At 72.5% G+C, this 25,808-nt stretch carries 1 protein-coding gene; it reads right to left on the bottom strand.

What is annotated here, in order from left to right; genetic code table 11:
• Window positions 1–18 precede the first annotated feature (18 nt).
• Complete coding sequence (locus KALB_RS19325; RefSeq protein WP_081789405.1) at window positions 19–25,659, bottom strand: non-ribosomal peptide synthetase; 25,641 nt, start codon at window positions 25,657–25,659, stop codon at window positions 19–21.
• Window positions 25,660–25,808 lie beyond the last annotated feature (149 nt).

Here is a 25,808-nt window from a genome sequence, read left to right as displayed (position 1 = left end):
GAGCCGATCGAGGAGGACCTACGGCTCAACAGGTCCGAACTCGGCCTCCAGTTCCTCGATCTCGGACTGGTCCAGGTGCGCCAGGGCGAAGTCGGGCGAGTCGGCGAGCTGGCGCAGCACCTGGAACCAGAGCTCGGCGAACTCGCGGACCTCGGGCTCGCCGAGCAGGTCACCGGGCCAGGTCCAGGTGGCGACGAGTTCGAGCGAACCCGCGGAGTCCTCGGCGTGCGCGTTGACCTCCAGGACGTGCGCCAGCGGCATACCGGGGTCGCTGCCGGGCGGCCCGGACAGGTCCTCGGCCACGCTCCACGCGGTGTCGGTGGTGGTGAACCGGCCCAGGTAGTTGAAGCCGATCTGCGGGGTCGGCGCACCGGCCAGTGCCGCACGGGTGGCGGGGTTGAGGTGGCGCAGCAGCCCGTAACCGATCCCGTCGTCGGCAACGGCACGGACCTGCTCCTTGACCAGGCTCACGGCGGTGCTGGTCCGCTCGCCGGGGTCCAGGCGCACCGGGAACAGGGTGGTGAACCAGCCGACGGTGCGCGACAGGTCCACTCCCTCGGCGATCCCGGTGACGCGGCCATGACCTTCGAGGTCCACGAGCACCTGGCTGTCGGCGCTGATCCCGCGAGCACGCCGCCAACGGGCAATGGCGAGGGCGAGACCGGCGAGCAGCACGTCCTGCACTCCGGCGTCGTACCGGGCGGGCACGGAGGTGAGCAGGGGCGTCGCGTGCGCCGCGGGCAGGCACAGGCGCAGTTCCGCGGCGGTGCCGGTGACATCGCGCTCCGGGTCCAACGGCCGGGTGGTCAGCGGCGGGTCGGGGGTGGCGGCCACGGCGAGCCACCGCTCCAGTTCGGCGACCCGCTCGGGGCGCCGGGCCTGGCCGTGCAGGTGCCGGGCCCAGGTCCGGAACGAGGTGGGCACCGGGGCCAGGTCACCGGCCCGCCACGCGGTGGCCAGGTCCTCGACCAGGATCCGCAGGGAGATGCCGTCCACGACGAGGTGGTGGGCGACCAGGAGCAGCCAACCGGGCTTGCCCGCGCCCGCGTCGAACCACACCAGCTGACTGAGCGGTCCGGCGCTCAGGTTGAGCCGGTCGCGTGCGGCGATTCCCTGTGCGGCAACGACTTCGTGCACGTCCTGCGCGGTGACGGGCACGCGGGTGATCTGCTCGGTGGCGTGAACCGCGCCCCGGTGGGCTACGACGAGTTGCCCGTCACGCAACACGGCGCGCAACATGTCGTGCCGGTCGAGCACGGCCTGCCACGCCGTGACCAGGCGCTCGCGGCCGAGGTCTGCCGGTACCCGCAGCACCAGCGACTGGGTGAAGCCGCCGACCGGTCCGCCGCGCTGCCAGAGCCACTCGGAGATCGGCGTGCCGAGCACCGGGCCCAGCCCTGCCTCGGCGGGCTCGACCACAACAGGACGTGCCCGGTCGGCCGCGGCGGCCAGGCCGCGGGCGGTGCGGTGCAGGAACACCTCGCGCGCGGTGATCACCCGCCCGGCGGCACGGGCCCGGGACACCAGCCGCAGCGAGAGGATGCTGTCCCCGCCGAGTTCGAAGAAGCTGTCGTCCACGCCGACGCCGGGCAGGCCGAGCACCTCGGCGATCAGTGTGCGGAACAGGTCCTCGGTGGGCGTGCCCGCCTCTCCCCCACTCGCCGCGACGACCGGGGCAGGCAGCCCACTGCGGTCGACTTTCCCGTTGGGCAGCAACGGAAGCGCGTCCAGCGGGACGTACACCGAGGGCACCATGTAGCTCGGCAGCACGCGCGCGAGGTGTGCGCGCAGGTCCGCTGGCCGCGCCTCGCCGACCACGTAGGCCACGAGGCGATCGGTGACGGCAGCCTGGACCACGCCGGGCGCCCGCGTGAGCGCGGACTCGATCTCGCCCAGTTCGATGCGGTACCCGCGCAGCTTCACCTGCTCGTCGGTCCGGCCCAGGAACTCCAGCTGACCGTCCACGGCCCACCGCACGAGGTCCCCGGTGCGGTACATCCTGCCGCCGCCGAACGGGTTGGCCACGAACCGCGTCGCGGTCAGGCCGGGCTGCCCGGCGTACCCGCGCGCCAGCCCCGGACCGCTGACGTACAGCTCCCCCGCCACACCTGGCGGGACCAGCCGCAGCGCGGGATCGAGCACGTACACCTTGGTGTTGGTGATGGGCCGACCGATTGGTGTGTCCGAACTGGACAGTGGGTCGCTGATGGTGGAGCAGACCGTGGCCTCGCTCGGGCCGTACGCGTTGAGCATGCGGCGGCCCCGCGACCAGGTCTCGGCCAACGCGGGCGGACACGCCTCACCGGCCACCACCAGGGTGACGCCGGGGTCGAGGCTGTGCTCGGGCAGCGCGGACAAGGCTGAGGGCGGCAAGGTGAGGTGAGTGACGCCGTGTTCGGCGAGCAGCACCGGCAGCGGCTCACCGACCAGTCGATCGACGGGACCCAGCACGAGGCAGGCACCGGTCAGCAGCGCCACGCACAACTCCGACACCGAGGCGTCGAAACTGGCGGAGGCGAACTGGAGCACGCGGCTGCCCGGTCCGATGCCGAACGCATCGGCCTGGGCGCGCACCAGGCTGGCGATGCCCTGGTGCGTCACGACAACACCCTTGGGGCGGCCCGTCGACCCGGAGGTGTAGATCACGTACGCCGTGTTGGCGAGGTCCGCGCTCGGGAGTTTCCCGCCGGGAGTGGTCAGTGTGGGCATTTCGGTGAGCACGACCGCGGGCCGCGCGTCCCGCAGCATGAAGTCGACCCGCTCAGCGGGGTAGTCCGGATCAACGGCGAGGAAGCCGCCACCGGACTTCTGCACGGCCAGGAACGCCACGACCAGGTCGATCCCGCGCGGCAGGGACACGGCGACGAGTCGCTCCGGGCCGACTCCACTCGCGACCAGCCAGTGCGCCAAGCGATCCGCACGCCGGTTCAACTCCCGATAGGACAGTTCCTCGTGCTCGAACACCACGGCCGCGGCGTCCGGCGTGGCGCGCACCTGCCGCTCGAACAGCTCTGCCACGGTCGCCCGCGGCACGAGCCGATCAGTGCGGTTCCACTCGACGAGCAGCCGGTGGGTCTCCTCTGGTGAACACACCTCGACCGCGCTGATCACAGCGCCCGGCTCGGCGACCACGGCGGTGAGCACGCGCACGAACCGGTCCGCGATGGCCTGCGCGGTGGCCGGTTCGAACAGGTCGGTGGCGTATTCGAGCACCCCGCCCATGCCGCCGTCCCCGCGGGTGAACAGGGTGAACGCCAGGTCGAACTTGGCGACCCCGGTGCCGACACCGACCGCGCGCACCTCGGCGCCAGGCAGCACGAGCCTGGCCGGACCGTCCTGCGCGACAGTCAGCATCACCTGGAACAGCGGGTGGTGCGCCAGCGAGCGCTCGGGATTGACGAGGTCGACGAGCCGCTCGAACGGCACGTCCTGGTGGCTGAACGCGGCCAGATCGGCTGCGCGGACCCGTCGCACCAACTCCGCGAACGGCGGATCGCCCGCGGTGTCCGTGCGCAGGACCAGGGTGTTGGCGAAGAAGCCGATCAGGTCTTCCAGCGCCACGTCGGAGCGACCCGACACGGGAGTGCCGATCGGGATGTCCGTGCCACAGCCAAGTCGGGACAACAGCACGGCGAGACCGGCCTGCACCACCATGAACTCCGTGCTGCCGGTGGATCTGGCCAGCTCGGTGATCCCGCGGTGCACGGACTCGCCCAGCTCGAACTCCACGTGGTCGCCGCGGTGCGAGGCCACGGCGGGTCGCGGGTGGTCGGTCGGCAGCGTCACCGCCTCGGGCAGTTCGGCCAACTCGGTGCGCCAGAACTCGACGTCGGGGTCCGGAGCGGTCCGCTGCCACAGGGCGTAATCCGCGTACTGCACGGGCAGATCAGTCCATTGTGGCGCGGAGCCGCCGAGCCGGGCCGCGTACGCGGTCGACAGGTCGCGCACCAGCGGTCCCTCCGAACCGCCGTCGCTGGCGATGTGGTGCATCAACAGCAGCACCACGTGCTCGCCGCCGGTGGCGAAGACCGTGACACGCAAAGGCAGTTCCGCGGACAGGTCGAACCCGTGGCCCAGGTGCTCGGCGAGCGCGCGGTCCAGGTCCTCGGTCTCCACCACGGTGAACTCGGGCGAGGCGTCGAGAACCACCTGGCGGGCCTCAGCCTCGCCGCGGATCACCGTGCGCAGGACCTCGTGCCGGGCAACAAGGTCGCGGACCGCCGACCGCAGTGCGGACAGGTCCAGGTCACCGGTCACCCGGAACACCAGCGGCAGGTTGTACGTGCTGCTGGGGCCTTCCAACCGGTGCAGGAACCACAACCTGGCCTGGGCGTAGGACAGCGGCACCCGGTCGGGGCGCGGCCCGGCGAGCAACCGCGGCCGGGCGCCTGCCGCCCCGGTCAGGCGGTGGGCGAGCGCAGCCGGGCTCGGGGCGAGGAACACGTCACGGATCGCCAGTTCGCAGCCGAGTGCGGTGCGGACCCGGTTGGTCAGCGCGCTGGCCAGCAGGGAATGGCCGCCCAGCGCGAAGAAGTCCTCGCCCACCCCGACCTCGGGCAGACCCAGCACCTCGGCGAACAGCCCGCACAGCACCTGCTCGCGCCCGGTCAGTGGTGCCCGGCCCGAGGTCTCGGCCCGTTCCGGATCGGGCAGGGCGGTGCGATCGACCTTGCCGTTCGGTGTCATCGGCAACGAGTCCAGCACGACCAGCGCGGAGGGCACCATGTAGTCCGGCAGCCACCCGCGTGCCTGCGCCAGCACCTCCTGCACCGGCACGTCCGTGCCCTGGAGGTAGCCGACCAGCCGCGCGCCACCACGCACGACGGCCACCGCCGCGGACACTCGCGGGTGGCGGGCGAGCACGGCTGCCACCTCGCCGAGTTCGATGCGGAATCCGCGCAGCTTCACCTGGTCGTCGACGCGGGTGACGTACTCCAACTGCCCGTCACCGCGCCAGCGGGCGAGATCCCCGGTGCGGTAGAGCCGACCGCCACCGAACGGGTTGGCCACGAACCGCGTCGCGGTCAGGCCGGGCTGCCCCGCATACCCGCGCGCGACCCCGTCACCGGCGAGGTAGAGCTCGCCGGTGACCCCGGTCGGCACCGGTTGCAGGGCACCGTCCAGCACGTACGCCCGGGTGTTGGCGATGGGCGCGCCGATCGGGGGCGCGTCGGCGTTCTCCGTGGTGATCGTGGCGGCGGTGGACCAGATGGTGGTCTCGGTCGGGCCGTACAGGTTGGTCACCGGCGCACCGGAGGCGGTGAGCCGTCGGGCCAGCGCGGCGGGCAGCGCCTCACCACCGGTCAGCACGCGGACCGGGTCGTGGCCGTGCTCGTGCAACGCCTGCCACAGGCCGGGTGTGGCCTGCGCGACCGTGACCCCGGCCGAGGAGATGAGCGCTGCGAGGGCGGCGGGTTCGCGCACGGCCGCGTCCTCGGCGATGACCACGGCGGCACCGGAGATCAGGGGCAGGTAGAGCTCCAGCGCGGCGATGTCGAAGGCGATCGTGGTCACCGCCAGCACCCGGTCGACCGGGGAGAGCGGCACGACCTCACGCATCGCCGCAAGGAAATTGACCAGGTTGCCCACCGTGACGAGCACGCCCTTGGGACGTCCCGTCGAGCCCGAGGTGTAGATCACGTACGCGAGCCGGTTCTCGGCGGCGGGCACCGCCAACTCCCCCGCCGGGTACTGCTCGATGGCGGGGTCCTCGGGGTCGACCACCAGCACGTCACCGGCCTCGACCCGGGCATCGGTGATCAGGCACAGCGGTCGCGCGTCGCCGAGCACGTAGGCGATCCGTTCCGCCGGGTGCGCCGGATCGATCGGCAGGTAGGCGGCGCCGGTCTTCTGGATCGCCAGCAGCACGACCGGTACGTGCGCGGATCGGCGCAGCGCCAGTGCGAGCACGCGTTCGGGACCCGCGCCGAGGGTGATCAGGTACCGGGCGAGCCGGGTCGCCCGCCGGTCCAGGTCCGCATAGGACAGAACGGTGTCGCCGCAGATCACCGCCGGGGCGCTGGGGGTTCGGCGCACCTGCTGGCCGACCAGTTCCGGCAGGGACAGGCCGGGTACCTCGCGGTCGGTGTTGTTCCGCGCCACCAACAGTTCGTGACGCTCCACATCGGACAGCAGCGCGAGCCCACTCAGCGGGGTGTCCGGGCTGAGCACGGCATGGCTGAGCAGACGGACCAGTCGCGTCGCGAGCGCCTGCGCGGTGTCCCGGTCGAACAGGTCCACGGCGTACTGCAGGACACCGTCGAGCCCGGCGGGTGATCCGTCCGCCGCGTGCTGCTCCACCAGGTCGAGTTCGAGGTCCACCTTGACCGTGCCGGTGCCGACATCGGTCACGGCGGCCTCGACCCCGGGCAGCCGCAGGGCCGCGGCACGGTTGTTCTGCAGGATCAGCAGCACCTGGAACAGCGGGTGCCTGGCCAGTGACCGCGCCGGGTTGAGGGCCTCCACCAGCCGCTCGAAGGGCAGGTCCTGGTGGGCGAAGGCCGCCAGGTCGGTGTCGCGGACCCGGGTCAGCAACTCGGCGAAACCGGGATCGCCGCTGGTGTCGGTGCGCAGCACGAGGTTGTTCACGAAGAAGCCGACGAGCTGGTCCAGCGCCTCGTCGGTGCGGCCCGCCACCGCGGTGCCGATCGGCACGTCCGTGCCCGCGCCCAGGCGGGTCAGCAGTGCGGCGAGACCGGCCTGCACCACCATGAACAGGGTGGTGCCGGTGTCGCGGGCCAGCCCGAGCAGGCCCCGGTGCAACTCCGCGTCCACGTTCAGACTGATCTGCTCGCCCCGGTAGGAGGCGACAGCGGGACGTCGGCGGTCGGTGGGCAGGTCCAGTTGCTCCGGCAGGCCCGCGAGCGTGCCCCGCCAGTAGGCCAACTGCCGGTCGTCGGCCAGCAGTTCCCGTTGCCACAGCGCGTAGTCCGCGTACTGCACCGGGAGGTCGGGCCACTGCGGTTGCGCGCCCTGCACCCGGGCCGCGTAGGCGGCGGCGAGGTCTGTCCACAGTGGATCCATGGACCAGCCGTCACCGGCGATGTGGTGCAGCAGCAGGAGCAGCACGTGCTGGGACGGACCGGTTCGGAACAGGGTGACCCGGATCGGCGGCTCGGTGAGCAGGTCGAACGGGGCACGCGCGGCCTCGGCCACCTGCTCGGGACCGCCATCGACCACCACCATGCCCGGGACCTGGTCCAGGACCTGCTGGTACGGGGTGTCCCCGTCGAGCGGGAACACCGTGCGCAGGCTCTCGTGACGGGCCACGAGGTCGCCGACGGCGAGGCCGAGCGCGGGCACGTCGAGGTCACCGGTGAGCGACACGGCCAGCGCGATGTTGTACGTGGCGCTGGGACCGTCGAGCCGGTTGAGGAACCACAGCCGGTGCTGGGCGAACGACAGCGGCAACCGCGCGGGGCGCGCACGGCGGGTCAGCGCGGGCCGGGCGCTTCCGGTGCCGGTCAGCCGGGGCGCCAAGCCCGCGGCGGTCGGCGTCTCGAACAGCGCGCGGATGGGCACTTCCACGCCGAAGGCCGTCCGGATGCGGCTGATCAACTTCGTGGCCAGCAGCGAGTGCCCACCCAGTTGGAAGAAGTCGTCCCGCGGGCCCACCTCGGCGATCCCCAGCACCTGGCCGAACAGCGCGCACAGCACGGCCTCCTGGGGCGAGGCCACACCCAGCGGACCGGCGGCCACAGCGGGCTCCGGATCGGGCAACCGGGCGGGGTCGAGCTTGCCCGAGGGCTTGAGCGGCAGCTCGGGCACGGGCACGAAGCTCGTGGGCACCATGTACTCCGGAAGCCGATCCCGCAGTTGCGCGCGCAGCTGATCCAGGTCGACCGGCTCGGCCGCCGGGACGACGTAGGCCACCAGCCGCAGCTCACCGAGGTGGTCCCGGCGTGGGAGAACGGATGCCCGCGCCACCTGTGCGCTGCCGAGCAGGCACGCCTCGACCTCGCCCGGTTCCACCCGGAAGCCGCGGATCTTCACCTGCTGGTCGGCCCGGCCGAGGTGTTCGAGGGCGCCGTCACGGTTCCACCGGGCCAGGTCTCCCGTGCGGTACAGGCGCTCGCCCGCCGGTCCGAACGGGTCCGCCACGAAGCGCTCGGCGGTCAGCCCAGGGTTGGCCGCGTAGCCGCGCGCGAGTCCGGTACCGGCGAGGTACAGCTCGCCGGTGACACCGGGCGGCACCGGCCGCAACCAGGCGTCCAGCACGTGGCAGCGGGTGTTGTCCATCGGCCGCCCGATCGGCGGTGCGGCCTCGGCCAGGTCGACCTCGAAGGCGGTGGCAAAGGTCGTGGCCTCGGTGGGGCCGTACACGTGCCCGATGCGGGTGTCCGGGCAGCGCGCGAGCATGGCACGCATCGCGTGCGCGGAGGCGGCCTCTCCCCCGGTCCAGATCCGGCGCAGCGAGGGCGGTGCCGTGCCGGGTTCCTCGGCCAGTACGGCGAACAGCGCGGTGGTCAGGAACAGGTCGGTGACGCCGTAGCGCTCGATCTGCCGCCACAGCGCCGCGGCGTCGGGGTGCCCGGTGTGCGCGGCGAGCACGACCTGCCCGCCGTTGAGCAGGGTCGTCCACACTTCGTAGGTGTTGGCGTCGAACGCCGTCGAGGAGTGCAGCAGCACCTTGCCCGGGTCGCTCATCCGGCGGTCGGCGGCGAGGTGCACGACGTTGCGGTGGGTGACGGTCACACCCTTGGGCAAGCCGGTGGACCCCGAGGTGTGCATGACGTAGCAGGCATTCGCCGGGGCCACCGGCACCTGCGGGCTCGTGGCGGGCAGGTCGGGTACCTGCTCCACGAGCACCACGCGTGCGGGGACCTCGGTGGGGCGGTGCCGCTGGTCGGTGAGCAGCAGGCTGATCCCCAGCCGCGTCAGCACGAGGTTCGTCCTGGCGACGGGGTGACGGGTGTCCAGCGGGACGTAGGCGCCGCCCGCCTTGAGGACCGCCAACTGCGCCACCACCAGCTCCACGGAGGGCGCCAGCAGCAGTGCCACCGGCTGCTCCGCGGTCACGCCGAGCGCGATCAGGTGATGGGCGAGCCGGTTGGCCCGCCGGTTGAGTTCGCCGTAGCTGATCTCCTCCTCGCCGTCGCACAGTGCCACGGCGTCCGCGGGCTGGGCCTCGACCAGTTCCGGGATCGTGCGGTCCAGCACCGGCCGCGCGGTGTCGTTCCACTCGCGCACAACGAGTTCCCGCTCAGTGGCGGCGAGCAGTTCGGCACGGCTGATGGGCGCGTCCGGGTCGGCGGACACGGCTCGGAGCACGCGGATCAGGCGGTCCGCCAACTCCTGGGCGGTCTGCCGGTCGAACAGGTCGGTGGCGTACTCCAACTCCCCGTGCAGGCCGGCCGCTCCGTGCTGCTCGCTGAGCGCGAAGGTCAGGTCGAACTTGGCCACCCAACTCGCCGGGGCGACCTCCCGCACGCTCAGGCCGGGCAGTTCGGGATCGGGCTCGGTGTCGTGCTGGAGTACGAGCATGACCTGGAACAACGGGTTGTGCGCCAGCGAACGGGCGGGGTTGAGCACCTCCACCAGCCGCTCGAAGGGCACGTCCTGCTCGGCGTACGCGGCCAGGTCGGCGTCCCGCACGCGGGCCAGCAACTCGGTGAAGCCCGGGTCGCCGCTGGTGTCGGTGCGCAGCACGAGCGTGTTCACGAAGAACCCGACCACCTCGTGCAGCGCCTCGTCCGGGCGTCCGGCGACCGGCGTGCCGATCGGGATGTCCGCACCGGCGCCGAGCCGGGTCAGCAGCACCGCCAACGCGGCGTGCACGACCATGAACAGCGTGGTGCCCGAGCTGCGCACGAGACGGGTCAGCGCGGCGTGCAGCTCACTGTCCACTGTGAACTCAATGGTGCCGCCCTCGTGGCTGGGTCTTGCGGGGCGCGGCCGGTCGGTGGGCAGGTCGAGCAGTTCCGGCAGGTTCGCCAACCGCTCGAAAGCCGAGTCCGGCAGCGCGGGCTGCCTCAGCACGTGGTCCGCGTACTGCACGGTGAGTGGCGGCCAGTTCGGCTCCTGACCGGCACACCGCGCGGTGTACGCCGTCACCAGGTCGCGCCGCAGCACGGCCTCGGACCACCCGTCGGTGACGAGGTGGTGCATCAGCAGCACGAGCACGTGTTCGGTGTCGCTGGCGGCGAACAGGGTTGGCCGGAACGGGACCTCGGTCTCCAGGTCGAAGGCGTGCCGGGTCTCGGTGAGCACCGCCGCGGCCAGATCAGCCGTCTCCACAAGGGAAGTCCGCACCGGGGTGTGCTCCAGCACCGTCTGCACGGGTTCGCCGTCGACCTCGGAGAACGCCGTGCGCAGTGTTTCGTGCCTGCGCACGAGGTCGTCCACCGCGGCGCACAACGCGGCCCGGTCCAGGGCACCGGTCAGCTTCAGGGCCAGCGGCACGTTGTAGGTCGTGCTCGGCCCGGAAAGCCGGTGCAGGAACCACAGCCTGCGCTGCGCGTGCGACAGCGGCAGCTTGTCCGGTCGAGGGAGCTGGCTCACCGGGCTCGCGGCACGGGTGACGGTCGTCAACTGGGCGGCCAGGCCCGCGGCAGTGGGCGCCTCGAACAGGGCGCGGATCGGCAACTCCACGCCGAACACCGCGCGGACCCGGCTCAGCAACTTGATCGCCGACAGCGAGTGGCCGCCCAGCTCGAAGAAGCTGTCCCCAGCGCCGACCGAGTCGTGGCCGAGCACGTCGGCGATCAGCCCGCACAGGATCTCCGCCTGCGGCGTGTCGACCGGTGCGGCGGGCGTCTCGGGCAGGACGGCCACGGGTAGGCGGGGCGCGGCCTCGACCGGGTGCCGCGGGTCGGCGAGCACCTGGCCCAGCAAGCCGGTGAACCGGTCCGCCAGCCTGGACGCGGTGCGGCGGTCGTAGAGGTCGGTGGCGTACTCGATGACCCCGTGCAGACCGGCCGGAACCTCGTCCGCGTAGCGCTCGGTGAACCGGAACTCCAGGTCGAACCGGGCCACCGCGGCGTCGACCTCGACCGGTTCCACCGCCAGCCCCGGCAGCGACAGCTCACCGGAGGGCTGGCTTTGCAGGCTCAGCATGACCTGGAACCACGGGTGGTGCGCGAGGGACCGGGTCGGTTTCAGGGCCTCCACCACGCGGTCGAAGGGCACGTCCTGGTGCGCGTAAGCGGCCAGATCGGCCTTGCGCACCCTGGCCAGCAGCTCGCGGAAGCTCGGGCTGCCGGACAGGTCCACGCGCAGCACGAGGGTGTTGACGAAGAAGCCGACCAACTCGTCCAGTGCCAGGTCGGAGCGCCCGGCCACCGGCACGCCCACGGCGATATCGGTGCCCGCGCCGAGTTCGGCCAGCAGCGCGGCGAGTGCCGCGTGCAGCACCATGAACGTCGTCGTGCCGCTGGCGCGGGCCAGGTCGAGCACGGCCTTGTGCAGACCGGCGTCGAGGGCGAACTCGATTTCCGCGCCGCGGTGTGAGGCCGCTGCTGGCCGGGGCCGGTCGGCGGGCAGCTCGACGAGCTCGGGCAAATCCGCCAGCGCGACGCGCCAGAACTCCAGCTGCCGGGACATCAGGCTGCTGGGGTCCTCCGGGCTGCCGAGCAGTTCTCGTTGCCACAGCGTGTAGTCCGCGTACTGCACGGACAGATCAGTCCACTGTGGAGCCGCACCGGCCCGCCGCGCCGCGTACGCACGGGCCAGGTCACCGGCCAGCGGCGCCATCGACCAGCCGTCGCTGGCCACGTGGTGCACGAGCAGGAGCAGGACGTGCTCGGTGGGCGTGTGCCGGACCAGCGAGCACCGCAGCGGCGGCTCGGTCGCCAGGTCGAAGGCGTGGCCGGGCTCGGCGTCGTGCAGCCGCGGGCTGGTCGGGGGCAGGACGAGCTGATGCGGCTCACCGTCCTGCTCGGGGAAGATCGTGCGCAGGGACTCGTGCCGGGCCACCACGTCGCCGAGCGCCGCGAGCAGAGCGGGCCGGTCCAGCTCGCCGCGTAGACGCAGCGCGAGCGGCACGTTGTAGGTGGTGGCGGCGCGGTCCACCCGTTGCAGGAACCACAGGCGCTGCTGCGCGTAGGACAGTGGAACCAGTGCGGGCCGCGGCATCGGCCGCAGCCGGGGCCGTGCCTGCTCGGCCCCGTCGATCCGGTCGATCAACTCCGCGACGGTGGGCGCGTCGAACACCGCCGCCACCGGCAGGTCCACCTCGAAGGCGGCCTGGACCCGGCCGATCAGCCGCACCGCGAGCAGCGAGTGCCCGCCCAGCTCGAAGAAGCCCTCGTCCACGCCGACCTGTGGCAAGCCCAGCACCTCGGCGAACAGCCCGCACAGCACCTGCTCGCGCTCAGTCCGCGGCGCACGACCCGGCTGGCTGCCGGTGGTGTCGGGGGCGGGCAGCGCCGCGTGGTCGAGCTTGCCGTTGGGGGTCAACGGGAGCGCGTCGAGCACCAGGACCGCCGAGGGCACCAGGTGCTCGGGCAGCGTGCTCGCCAGGTACTCACGCAGTTGCCGGGGTTCGGTGCGGCCGCGGGCCACCACGTAGCCGACGAGCCGCCGGTCACCGGGCCGGTCCTCGCGGACGACCACCGCGGCCTGCTCGACCGCGGGATGCGTGCGCAGCGCCGCGGTGATCTCCCCCAGTTCGACGCGGAACCCGCGCACCTTGACCTGGTCGTCCACGCGGTGCAGGTACTCCAACTGGCCGTCCGCCCGCCACCGCACCAGGTCTCCGGTGCGGTACATGCGACCGCCGTCGAAGGGGTTGGCCACGAACCGCTGGGCGGTCAGCGCCGGTCGGCCCAGGTAACCGCGGGCCAGGCCGTCGCCCGCCACGTACAGCTCTCCGGGCACGCCGGGCGGCACCGGGTTCAGCTCGCCGTCGAGCACGTGCACCCGCGCGCCCGCGATCGGCCTGCCGATCACCTCGGGGCGGTCCGCCCAGGTGACGTCCACGGTGGCCTCGGTGGGGCCGTAGGCGTTGACCAGCAGCCGATCCCGCGACCAGACCGCCGCCAGGTCCTCGGGGCACCGCTCGCCGCCGGTGATCAACACTCGCAGCTCGGGCAGCTCGGCGGGCGGGACCGTGGCCAGCACCGAGGGCGGTACGTGCACGTGGGTGATCCGCTGCTCGGCCAGGGCCGCGGTCAGCTCGGCGCCGAGCACGGGGCGGGGCGGTACCACGAGGCAGCCGCCGTGCAGCAGCGCCAGGCACAGCTCCGCCACGGACACGTCGAAACTGGGCGAGACGAACTGCAACACCCGCGCCTGCTCGTCCACCCGGTAGGAGCGGGCCTGGTTGCCGACCAGGTTGGCCAGGCCCCGGTGAGTGACGGCAACCCCCTTGGGCAGGCCGGTCGACCCCGAGGTGTAGATCACGTACGCCAGGTCGTCCACGGACCCGCGCGCCCCGAGGTCCCCGTCCTGCCCACGGGTCGGCGCGGAGTCGATCAGCAGCCGGGGTGTGCCGTCCTCGGGCAAGGTGGCGGCCCCGGTGGGGTCGGTGATCACCAGTTCCGGCCGCGAGTCGGCCAGCAGGTGGGCGATGCGCTCAGCCGGGTAGCCCGGGTCCACGGGCAGGTAGGCGGCGCCCGCCTTGAGCACCGCGAGGATCGCGACCACGAGTTCGACCGAACGCGGCAGCGCCACCGCCACGATCCCGGCACTGGGCAGGCCGCGCGCCAACAGGTTCGCCCGCGCGTTGAGCTCCCGGTAGGTCAGCACGCGGTCCGCGCACTCCACCGCCGCGTTGCCCGGCGTACGCCGCACCTGCTCCTCGAACAGCTGCGGCAGGGTCTTCGATTCCGCACCCGGCCCGCCGTTCCACCCGCGCAGCACCCGGTACTGCTCCGGCGGGCTCAGCACGGGAATCGCCGTCACCGGACGGTCCGGGTCGCGCAACACCTCGATCAGTACCTGGTGGTACCTGGTAGCCAGCGCCTCGATCGTGGCCGCGTCGAACAGGTCCGTGGCGTACTCGATCGAGGTGCGCAGCTCGGTCCCGGCCACTTCCTCGACCACGAACGACAGGTCGAGCTTGGCCATGCCGGTCGTGACCTCCTGGATCCGCGCGTCCAGGCCCGGCATGGTGAGCTGGCCGTCCTGGTTGTTCTGCACCACGAGCATGACCTGGAACAGCGGGTGCCGTCCGGTCGAGCGGGCCGGGCGCAGGGCCTCCACCAGCCGCTCGAAGGGCAGGTCCTGGTGGGCGAAGGCCGCCAGGTCGGTGTCGCGCACCCGGGCCAGCAGCTCGCGGAAGCTGGGCCGGCCCGACAGGTCCGCGCGCAGCACGAGGGTGTTGACGAAGAAGCCCACCAGGTCGCTGACCGCGTCCTCGGTGCGCCCGGCCACGGCGGTGCCGACGGGGATGTCCTCGCCCGCGCCCATTCGCATGAGCAGCACGCTCAGCGCCGCCTGCAACACCATGAACAGCGTGGCGTTCGACTCCCGCGCGAGATCGGCCAGCGCGCCGCGCACGGCCTCGTCGACGAGGAAGTCGTGCTGGGCACCTCGGTAGGAGGCCACGGCGGGGCGGACCCGGTCGGCGGGCAGTTCGAGCTCGTCGGGCAGTCCGGCCAGCGCCTCGACCCAGTGGGCCAGTTGGCGTCCCGCCTCGCTGCCCGGGTCCTGCTCGTCACCGAGCAGTTCTCGTTGCCACAGCGCGTAGTCCGCGTACTGGACCGGAAGTTCGGGCAGGTGTGCCGCGGACCCGCCGCGGCGTGCGGCGTAGCAGGCCGACAGGTCGCGGACCAGCGGCGCGAAGGACCAGCCGTCGCTGGCGATGTGATGGCGCAGCAGGAGCAACACGTGCTCGGTGGCACTGTGCGCGAACAGCGTCGCGCGCAGCGGCAACTCGGTGGACAGGTCGAAGCCGTACCGGATCGCCTCGTCCAGGTCACCCGAACCGTCCACAACGGACATTTCCAGCAGCGGTCCGTCCGCGGGCAGGATGTGCTGGTACGCAATGCCGTCCACGTCCGGGAACATCGTGCGCAGCGACTCGTGCCGCCGCATGACGTCCCGGATCGCCTCCTGCAACGCGGCGCGGTCCAACGCCCCGGACAGGTGCAGCACGAGCGGGATGTTGTAGGTCGGGCTCGCGCCTTCCATGCGGTACAGGAACCACAGGCGCTGCTGTGCGTAGGACAGCGGAACCCGGTCCGGCCTGGGCGCGGCCACCAACTGGGGCCGGACCCGACCGCCGTGGCGCAGTCGTGGTAGCAGCTGGGCCGCGGTCGGGGCCTCGAACACCGCCCGCACGGGCAACTCCACGCCGAACACCGACCTGATCCGACTGAGCAGCCGGATCGCTGACAGCGAATGCCCGCCCGCCACGAAGAAGTCGTCCAGCGGATCGATCCTCGCCACACCCAGCACCTCGGCGAACAGCGCACTCAGCGCGCGGTGCTCCTCGGTCCACACCTCCTGCCGGACAACGGGTTCCGCTGGTTCGGCCTCGACCGCCAGCAGCGGCTCCCCCGCCACGACGACCGCGTCCGGGTCGGCGCAGAACCGCGCGAGCAGGTCGACCAGCTGCTCGACGAGGCGGGCGGCGGTGTCCCGGTCGAACAGGTCCGTGGCGAAGTCCAGCACGCCCTCGATGCCCGCGGGCGAGCCGTCGGCGGCCCGGTGGTCGCGCAGGTTCAGTTCGAGGTCGAACCAGGCGGAGGTGCTCGGCGAGTCGAGCTGGTCCACGCTCAACCCGGTGAAGCCTGTCAGCGGGGCGGATTCGTGCTGGAGGATCAGCATCACCTGGAACAGCGGGTGGTGCGCCAGCGAGCGCGCGGGGCGCAGCAGCTCGACGAGCCGTTCCACCGTGACGTCCTGGTGGGCGTAGGCGCCGAGGTCGGTCTCCCGCACGCGGTCCAGCAGCTCGCGGAAACTCGGCTGGCCGTCCGTGGACGTGCGCAGCACCACGGTGTTGACGAAGTAGCCGACCAGTTCCTCCAGCACGGGCTCCGGGCGGCCCGCGGTCACCGTGCCGATCGGGATGTCGGTGCCCGAGCCCAGTCGGGTCAGCAGCGCCGCCAAGCCCGCGTGCAGCACCATGAACACGGTGGTGCCGGTGGTCCTGGCCAGGCGCAGGACCTCGCCGTGCAGCCCGGCCGGGATCCGCACGGGGACCGAGTCGCCGCGGTGGCTGGCCACGGCCGGGCGCGGGCGGTCGCCGGGCAGTTCGATCCTGGTCGGCAGGTCGTGCAGCACTTCCTGCCAGTACTCGGTACCGGTGCTGGGCAGTTGGCCCTGCCAGAGCACGAAGTCCGCGTACTGCACGGGAAGCGGCTCCCAGTCCGGTGCCGTCCCGGCCACGCGGGCGGAGTAGGCCCGCGCGAGGTCGCGCAGCAGCGGTCCCTGCGACCAGCCGTCGCTCACGATGTGGTGGGCGGTGATCAGTAGCAGTCCGTCGGACAGCGCGAACCGGATCGGCAGATCGGTACCGAGGTCGAACGGCCGCCGAGCCTCGTCCTGATCCTGCTCCAGCACCACCTCGGCCTGCTCCGCGGGCATAATCCGTTGGTACGGCACGCCGTTGACGGCCGGGAACAGGGTGCGCAGGCTCTCGTGTCGGCCCATCACGTCGTTGGCCGCGGCTTGCAGCGCGTCCCGGTCGACCGCGCCGCGCAGGCGCAGCAGGACCGGTGAGGTGTAGGTGCCGCCCAGCCGGTCGCGGAACCAGAGTCCACTTTGGACTGGCGCGAGCGGGATGAGCTCGGGGCGGTCCACCGGCCGCAGCTGGGGACGCGCGGACTCACCCTCGCGCAGCAGGTCGGCCAGTTGCAGGACCGTCGGCGCGTCGAACAGCGCGCGGATTGGCAGGTCAGCGCCCAACTCGCCGCTGACCCGGCCGATCAGGCGCATGGCCAGCAGCGAATGTCCGCCCAGGTCGAAGAAGTTGTCGTCCACGCTGACCTGCCCCACACCGAGGACGTCGGCGAACAGCGCGCACAGCACCCGCTCGCGCTCGGTGCGCGGCGCGCGCCCAGTGGAGCGGGCACCGAAGTCGGGGGCGGGCAGGGCCGCGCGGTCGAGCTTGCCGTTGGGGGTCAGCGGAACCGCTGGGATCGGCACGAGGATCGCGGGCACCATGTGTTCGGGCAGGCGGGTCCTGGCGTGCTCGCGGAGGTCGGCGGCCCGCCCGGGGCGCAGCACGGGGTAGGCGATGATCCGCCCGTCACCGGACACGACCACCACTGCGCGCTCCACTGCCGGGTGCTCGGCGAGCACGTGTTCGACCTCGCCGAGTTCCACGCGGTGACCGCGGACCTTGACCTGGCCGTCCGCGCGACCGACGAACTCCAGCAGCCCACCCGGGGTCCACCGGACCAGGTCGCCGGTGCGGTACAGGCGCGCACCGGAGGCGGCGGCCACGAACCGGGTCGCGGTCAACCCGGGCCGCCGCAGGTAACCGCGCGCCAGTCCGGAACCGCCCACGTACAACTCGCCGACCACGCCGACCGGCACCGGGCGCAGCCATGCGTCGTACACGTGCACGGAGTTGCCCGGGATCGCCCTGCCGATCGGCACCGGACCTACCGGTACGGGCGTGCCCGGCTCGATGCGGTGCTCGGTGCAGTTCACGGTGGTCTCGGTGGGGCCGTACGCGTTGATCACGGTGACGTCCGGGTGCGCGCGGCGCCAGTCCGCCAGCGCCTCGCCGCGCAGCGGTTCACCGCCCAGCACGAGTTCCGCGGTGGGCGAGCAGCGGTCGTCCAGCATCGGCAGGTGGCTCGGGGTGGCCTTGAGCAGGGTCCCGCGCTCGCTGGTGGCCTCCAGCCTGGCCATGCGCACGCTGCCGCCGCAGACCAGTGGCGTGTAGAGGGCGGTCACGGTGAGGTCGAAGGCGATCGAGGAGTGCACGGTCGCGGTTCCGCGCGCGCTCGGGTAGGACCGGCTGGCCTGCTCCAGGTAGGCGACCACGGAGCGCTGCTCCACCAGCACGCCCTTGGGCGTCCCGGTCGAACCCGAGGTGTAGATCAGGTACGCCGGGCACCGCGGGTCCCGCGCCACCACCGGGTTCGCGTCCTGCTCGGGAAGTTCCGCCTTGTCGATCAGCAGCCGGGCGACCCCGGTGTCGGGAACCCGCGCGGCGCGAGCGGAGTCGGTGAGCAGGAGGGCGGGTCGGCTGTCGGTGAGCAGGAACTCGGTGCGCGCGGCCGGGTAGTCCAGGTCCAGGGGGACGTAGCCCGCGCCGGACTTGAGCACCGCCAGCAGCGTGATCACCAGGTCGGCGTCGTGCGGCAGGGCAACGGCCACCAGGTCCTCGGCCCCGATGCCCAGGCTGATCAGCTTGTGCGCCAAGCGGTTCGCCCGCCGGTTCAGCTCCTCGTAGGTCAGCTCGTCCAGCACCGCCACGGCGTCCGGCGTGCGTTCCACCTGCCGCTCGAACAGGTCGGCGACCGTGTCCGCCGGGCGCGGGTCCGCGGTTGCGCCGCACAACTCGGCCAGCTCGCGGCGTTCCTGCGGCGCCAGGTGGTCGATCCGGCTCACCGGCTGCCCGGTGTCCTTGGCGAGGCTGGACAGCAGTGCGTGCAGGTGCTCGACCAGTCGGTCCACCTGCTCGCGGGCAAGCAGGTCGGGGCGGAAACCGATCCGCAGCCGGAGTTCGTTGCCCGGCAGCACCATCAGGCTCAGCGGGTAGTGGTCGGCGTCGCGGTCGGACACGCCGGTGACGCGCAGCAGCTCGTCCGGTGTGGTGAAGCCCTCCGGGTAGTTCTCGAACACGAGCAGGGTGTCGAACAGCTCCCCGTGTCCGGCGAGGGTGTGCACCTGGGTGAGCCCGATGTGCTGGTGGGCAAGCAACTCGGCCTGCTCGTCCTGCACCCTGCGCAGCAGGTCCCCGACCGACTCCGACGGGCACAGCCGCACCCGGACCGGCACCGTGTTGATGAACAGGCCCACCATGGACTCGACCCCGGGTAGCTCAGGCGGACGGCCGGAGACCGTCGCTCCCAGCACCACGTCGGACCGCCCGGTGTGCACGCCCAGCAGCAGCGCCCAGGCCACCTGGAACACCGTGTTCAGCGTGACCCCGCTGCGCCTGGCGCACCCCGTCAGGTCCGCGGCAAGTTCCTCGTGCAGCGTCACGAGGAACTGCTCGGGATGCGCCCCGCCAGTGCGCTCGGCGGCCACCAGCCGGGTGGGCTCGTCCAGACCTGCCAACGCGTGCCGCCACGCGTGCTCTGCCGTGTCGCGGTCCTGGGCGGCCAGCCACTCCAGGTAGGTCCGGTAGCTCGGCGGCTCGGGCAGTTCACCGCGGTGCAGTGCGAACAACTCGCGCAGGAACACCTGCGTGGACCAGCCGTCGAGCAGCACGTGGTGGCAGGTGAAGATCAACCGGTACTGATCCGCCCCCAGGCTGATCAGCAGGAACCGCAGCAGCGGCGGGCGGTCCAGGTCGAACGGGCGGGCGCGCTCCTCGGCGGCGGCGCGGTCCACCTCGCCCGCGGCCAGGTGCACGTGCCGCCACGGCAGTGCCGCCTCGCCGGGGATCACCTGCACGGGGCGGTCCAGCCCCGAGGTGTGGAAGCTCGCGCGCAGGTTCGGGTGACGGGTCAACAGGGTGCGCGCGGCCTGGTGCAGCCGTTCGGGGTCGAGGCGGCCTTCGAGCGCGATGTCGTACTGCACCGCGTACACGTCGGCGGCGCTCTGGTCGTAGCGGGCGTGGAAGACCAGCCCCTCCTGCAACGGGGTGAGCGGCAGGAGGTCGACCAGGCCGGGGTGCGCGTCCTCAAGCCGCTCGACCTCGCCCTGGGACAGGCCGACCAGTGGCAGGTCCGAGGGGGTGCGGCGCGGCCTCGACGCGCCGGTGACCGCGGCGATCTCACGCAGCGCCGTGAACCAGCGCTCGGCCAGCTCGCGGATCTCCCGCTCGGCGAACAACTCCCCCGGCCAGGTCCAGGTCACCGCCAGCCGCGGGCCGTCCAGCGTGATCGCGTTGACCTCCAACGCGTACCGCAGCGGAGCGTCCGGGTCGGCGCCGCTGCCGATCCCGGCGGAACCAGTGAACCGGCCGAGGTAGTTGAAGCACACCTGCGGGGCGGCCAGCGGCGCGAGCTCCGCGCGGCCCTGCTCGTCGAGGTGGCGCAGCGCGCCGAACCCGGTGCCGCCGGAGGGAAGTGCCCGCAGTTGTTCCTTGACGCGCTTGAGCGCCTGGCCCGCGTCGCCGGTACCGGGGTCGAGCAGCGCCGGGTAGATGTTGGTGAACCAGCCGACGGTGCGGTGCAGGTCCAGCTCGGCCGCCGTGGCGTCGCGGCCGTGCCCCTCCAGGTCGACCAGCACGGCTCCGGTGCCACGCCACCCGCGCAGCGCGAGGGCGAACCCGGTGAGCAGCACGTCGTCCACCCCGCCGTGCACCCAGGCCGGTGCCGTGGTCAGCAGCGGTTCAGTGTCCGATGTGGACAGAGTGAGGGTGAGTTCGCGCGCGGTGGCGAACACGTCGCGGGCCGGGTCGAGCGGCCGCTCGCCCAGTGGCGGCTCGTCCCGTTCGAGCAGCTCGCGCCAGAACGGCAGCTCCTCGCGCCGTGGCCGGTCGCCGAGCAGTTCGGTCCAGCGGCGGAACGAGACGCCCACCGGCGGCAGCTCGACGGGCCGCCCGTGGGCGAGTGCGGTCCACGCCGAGTCCAGGTCCTCGGCGAGGATCCGCCACGACACCCCGTCCACGACCAGGTGGTGCAGCACGAGGTCCAGGTGTTCGGCGCGGTCCCACTTGGCCAGCACCACAACGCCGTCCTCCGGGCGCAGTTCCTCGGCGCCGAAGCACTGGGCCGCCGTCACGGCACCCGGTTGGGCGATGTCCAACGTCCAGTCCCCGGTCAGCCGCGCGCGCAGTACGTCGTGCCGGTCGAGCACGGCCTGCACGCCAGCGTGCACCTGGTCCTCGGTGAGCCCCTGCGGCACGCGTAGCCGCGCTGACTGGTGGAACCCGGTGATCGGACCGCCGGATTCGCGCAGCCACTGCATCATCGGGCTGGTCGAGGTCCGGCCGGTCCCGTCATCCACAGTGGACACTTCGGTGGTGGCGAGCCTCGCGACGGCCGCGAGCCGTGCGGCGGTGCGGTGCCGGAACACCTCGCGCGGGGTGATCACCAACCCGGCGGCCCTGGCCCGCGCCACGAGCTGGATCGAGGTGATGCTGTCCCCGCCCAGGTCGAAGAACCCGTCGTCCACGCCGACCTCGGGCAGGTCGAGCAGTTCGGCGATGAGCGAGCACAGCACCCGCTCGGTCGGCGTGCTCGGGTCGCGGTGCGTCGTGGCGAGGACCGGCTCCGGAAGCGCGCTCACATCGAGCTTTCCGTTGCGGGTCAATGGTAGGGCGTCGACCACCACGAACGCGCTGGGCACCATGTAGTCCGGCAGGGCCGCCGCGAGGTGCTGGCGCACGCGGTCGACCTCGACCGCACCGACGAGGTAGGCCACGACCCGTTCCGCGCGCTGCACGACGGCGGCCTGCTCCACCCCGCTGTGGCCGCGCAGCACGGCTTCGACCTCACCGAGCTCGACCCGGAACCCCCGCACCTTGACCTGGTTGTCGACCCGGCCGAGGAACTCCAACTCGCCGCGGGCGGTCCACCGGCCCAGGTCCCCCGACCGGTACATGCGGCTGCCGGGCGGGCCGAACGGATCGGCCAGGAAACGCGTGGCAGTCAGGCCACGCCGGTTGAGGTAGCCGCGGGTCACCAGCTCGCCCGCGATGTAGAGCTCGCCGCGCACACCGGCCGGCACCGGCCGCAGCGCCCGGTCCAGCACGTACATCCTGGTGTTCCAGACCGGCCTGCCGATGGGCAGGATCCCCGTGCGGTCCGGTGCCCCGGGTGGGATGACCAGTTCCGTGCAGCCCACGGTGGTCTCCGTGGGGCCGTACTCGTTGACCACGGTGACGCCGGGGTTGGCGGACCGCCACTGCCGCAACTGCTCGCCCGGCAGGGGCTCGCCGCCCAGGACCAGTTGCCCGCTGGGCGAGTACTCGGCGGGCAGGGTGCGCAGCAGCGCCAGGTGGCTGGGTGTGGCCTTGACGAAGCTGGGCCGGTCCACCGGCTCGGGGCCCTCGGCGAGGTCCACCAGGTGCACGCACCCGCCGGTGGTCAGCGTGCCGAACAGGCCGGTGGCCGTGAGGTCAAAGGCGACCGGTGAGTGCAACAGGGTCCGCCCCGCCGTGCTCGGGTAGGCCGACCGCGCCCAGGCCAGGTACTGGGTGAGCGAGCGGTGTTCGACCACGACGCCCTTGGGCCGCCCGGTCGAACCGGAGGTGAAGATCACGAACGCCGGGTTGGCGGGCAGGCAGGTGACCGGCAGCGGCCCGTCGGACTGGTCGAGCGCACCGAGCTCGGTCAGCACCAGGACCGGGTCCACGTCCTCGATCAGCGCGGACAGGCGCTGCGGCGGGTGGCTCGGGTCGAGCGGCAGGTAGGCGGCGCCCGACTTCAGCACGCCGATCAGCGCCAAGACGAGGTCCAGCGAGCGGGGCAGTCGCACGGCGACGAAGCGCTCCGGGGCCGCCCCGCGCCGGATCAGCTCGCGGGCCAGCCGGTTCGACCTGGCGTCCAGCTCCCGGTAGGTGAGCTGGCCCGTCCTGTGCACGACCGCGACGGCCTCGGGCGTGCGCGCGGCCTGCTCGGCGAGCAGGTGCACCACCGTCGTGTCGGGCACCGGGTGGGCGGTGGCGTTCCAGTCCACCAGCAGCTGGTGGCGCTCCTGCGCGGACAGGACCTCCAGCGCGGACAGCGGCTGGTCCGGGTTGGCCACGGCACCGCGCAGGACGCGCAGCAGCTTGTCCACGATCCCGGCCGCGGTGGACTCGTCGAACAGGTCGGTGGCGTACTCCAGGTGCCCGCGCAGCCCCGCCGACGGGTCGTGCCGCAGCCTCAGGTCCAGGTCGAACTTGGCGGTGCCGGTGAGCAGTTCCTCGGCGTCGAAGGCGGATCGGCCCTCGGGCACGTCGTCCAGCGTGAGCATGACCTGGAACAGCGGGTGGTGCGCGGCCGTGCGCGCGGGGTTGAGTGCCCGCACCACGCGGTCGAAGGGCACGTCCTGGTGGGCGAACGCGGCGAGGTCGGTGTCCCTGGTCCGCCGCAGCAGCTCGCGGAAGGTCGGGTCCCCCTCGCTGTCCACGCGCAGCACCAGCGTGTTGGTGAAGAAGCCGACCAGCCCGTCCAACGCGGGGTCGGTGCGCCCGGCGAGAGCGGTACCGACCGGGATGTCGCTGCCCGCGCCCAACCTGGTCAGCAGGGCGACCAGCGCCGCCTGCACCACCATGAACACCGTGCTGTCCGTGGACCGCGCCAGCGCGGACAAATCCCCGTGCAGCAACGAGTCCAGCTCCACTGGCACCGCGCCGCCCCGGTTGCTGGCGACCTCCGGCCGTGCACGGTCGGTGGGCAGCACCAGGCATTCCGGCGCATCGCGCAGAGCCGCCCGCCAGTACGCCAACTGCTGACTGGTCAGACTGCTCGGATCGGACTCGTCCCCGAGCAGATCCCGTTGCCACAGCACGTAGTCCGCGTACTGCACGGGCAGCGCCGACCACTGCGGCGCCCGCCCCACACGGCGCGCCTCGTAGGCCAGCGTGAGGTCCGCCGTGAGCACCCGTTCCGACCAGCCGTCGGTGATGACGTGGTGCGCCAGCAACAACAACGCGTCCTCGAACAGCACGGCGCGGAAGGCCGGTTCACGTTCCAGGTCGAAGGGCTGCCGTGCCGCCTGCCGCACGGTGCCCTCACCTGTGGACACCCCAGCCCACGGCACGATCCGCTGGTGCGGCACACCATCGGTCGCGGGGAACGCCGTGCGCAGGATCTCGTGCCGCTGCACGAGGTCGTCGACCGCGGCGCACAACGCGGGACGATCCACCTCACCGCGGAACCTGAGCAGCAGCGGCACGCCGTACCCCGCGGTCTCGGCCTGGTTGAGGAACCACAGGCCCTGCTGCGCGAAGGACAGCGGCACCTGGCCGGACCGCGGTGTGGCGACCGGCGAGGTGCGGGCCGCACCGGCTCCGTCCAGGCTCCGGGCCAACTCGGCCACCGTGCGCGCCTCGAACACCTCGCGCACGGTGAGCTCGGCGCCGAACTCGGCGCGTACCCGGCCGACGAGCCGCGTGGCCAGCAGGGACTGCCCGCCCAGTGCGAAGAAGTCGGCGTCGATGCCGACGCTGGCGAGTCCGAGCAGGTCGGCGATCAGGCCGCAGAGCTGGTGCTCGCGAGGTGTGCGGGGCGAGCGGCCCTGGGCCAGAGCCGCGAAGTCGGGTGCGGGCAGGGCCGCGCGGTCCACCTTGCCGTTGGGCAGCAGCGGCAACTCGGCCAGGGCCACCACGGCCGCGGGCACCATGTGCTCCGGCAACCGCTCGGCCACGTGCTCGCGAATCGCCGCCGGGTCGGCCTCGGCCACCACGTAACCGACCAGTTGCTGGCCAGGCCGCACCACCACTGCGGCCCGGCTGACGGCCTCGTGGTGCAGCAGCGCCGCTTGGACCTCGCCGAGTTCCACTCGGAAGCCGCGGATCTTCACCTGCTCGTCCGCGCGACCGACCAACTCCAGCGTGCCGTCGGCGCCACGCCGCGCGAGGTCGCCGGTGCGGTACATCGTGCCGCCGCCGAACGGGTTGGCCACGAAGCGCTGGGCGGTCTGCGCGGGCTGGTGCAGGTAGCCGCGCGCCAACCCGGCGCCAGCCAGGTACAGCTCGCCCACCTCGCCTTCGGCCACCGGGCGGAGCCGTTCGTCCAGCAGGTGCGTGGTGGTGTTGTGCACCGACGTGCCGAGTCGCTCACCAGCCGGGGCGAACAGGCTGTCGCCGCTGGCCTCGGAGCACCCGTACAGGTTGAGCAGCACGGCGCCGGGCAGGTGCTCGGCGAACCGCTCGGCCAGCGCGGTGGGCAGCGCTTCCCCGCTGCTGATCCACAACCCGCACGAGGCAAGCTGCTCGGGGCCGCACACCTCCAGGAACTCCGCGATCAGGCTCGGCACCACGGTGATGCGGCCGATCCCGTGCTGCGCGATGGCCTCGCCCAGTTCCACCGCGCTGCGTGCGGTGGCGGCGTCGGCCAGCACCACCAGGGCTCCGTGCAGCAACGGGCCGAGCAGCTCCGTGGACCCGTCGATGAAGCTGATCGAGCTGCGGGCCAGCACCGGCTCCTCGGCGTGGAACGGGTACGACTCGGCCATCCAGGCCAGCCGGTTGACCAGTCCCCGGTGCAGTCCGAGCACCCCCTTGGGCCGCCCGGTGGACCCCGAGGTGTAGACCACGTGGGCCGGGCTGAGCGGGGTGAGCGGCCGGACGCGGTCCGCGTCGGACGGGTCGGCGGTCGGCTGGTCGCGGGCGGCACGCACCTCCTCGGGGCCCAGCACGCACGCTGGCGCCGCGTCGGCCAGCATGAACTCCTTGCGGCTCACCGGGTACGCGAGGTCCACGGGCAGGTAGGCGGCGCCCGCCTTGAGCACGCCGAGCAGCGCGACGACCAGGTCCACCGACCGCGGCAGCACCAGGGCCACCACGTCCTCCGGGCCGATCCCGCGCGCGATGAGGTGGTGCGCGACCTGGTTCGCGCGCGCGTTGAGCTCGGCCGCGGTCAGCGCGCTCGCGCCGCACACCAGCGCCCGCGCCCGCGGTTCTCGCGCCACGCGGGCCTGGAACACCTCGGGCAGGGTGAGACCCCGCGCGCGCACAACCGACACCTGCTCGCCCCCAACGTTGATCAACCTCAACGGCGGAGGGTACGAACAGGTGATTTCTTCTCGTTATCGCCGAACCCGGCCCTGCTCACCAGTGCCGGACGCCGTGCTCGAAGCCGTAGATCACCAGTTGCACCCGGTCGCGGCAGCCCGGTGAACGGTCGGCCGGCAAGTAGGTTCGC

Source organism: Kutzneria viridogrisea DSM 43870 (assembly GCF_000525635.1).
Taxonomy (GTDB): Bacteria; Actinomycetota; Actinomycetes; order Mycobacteriales; family Pseudonocardiaceae; genus Kutzneria; species Kutzneria viridogrisea.
The sequence above is the reverse complement of the archived record's forward strand: the minus strand, read 5'-3'. Positions and strand labels throughout refer to the sequence as shown.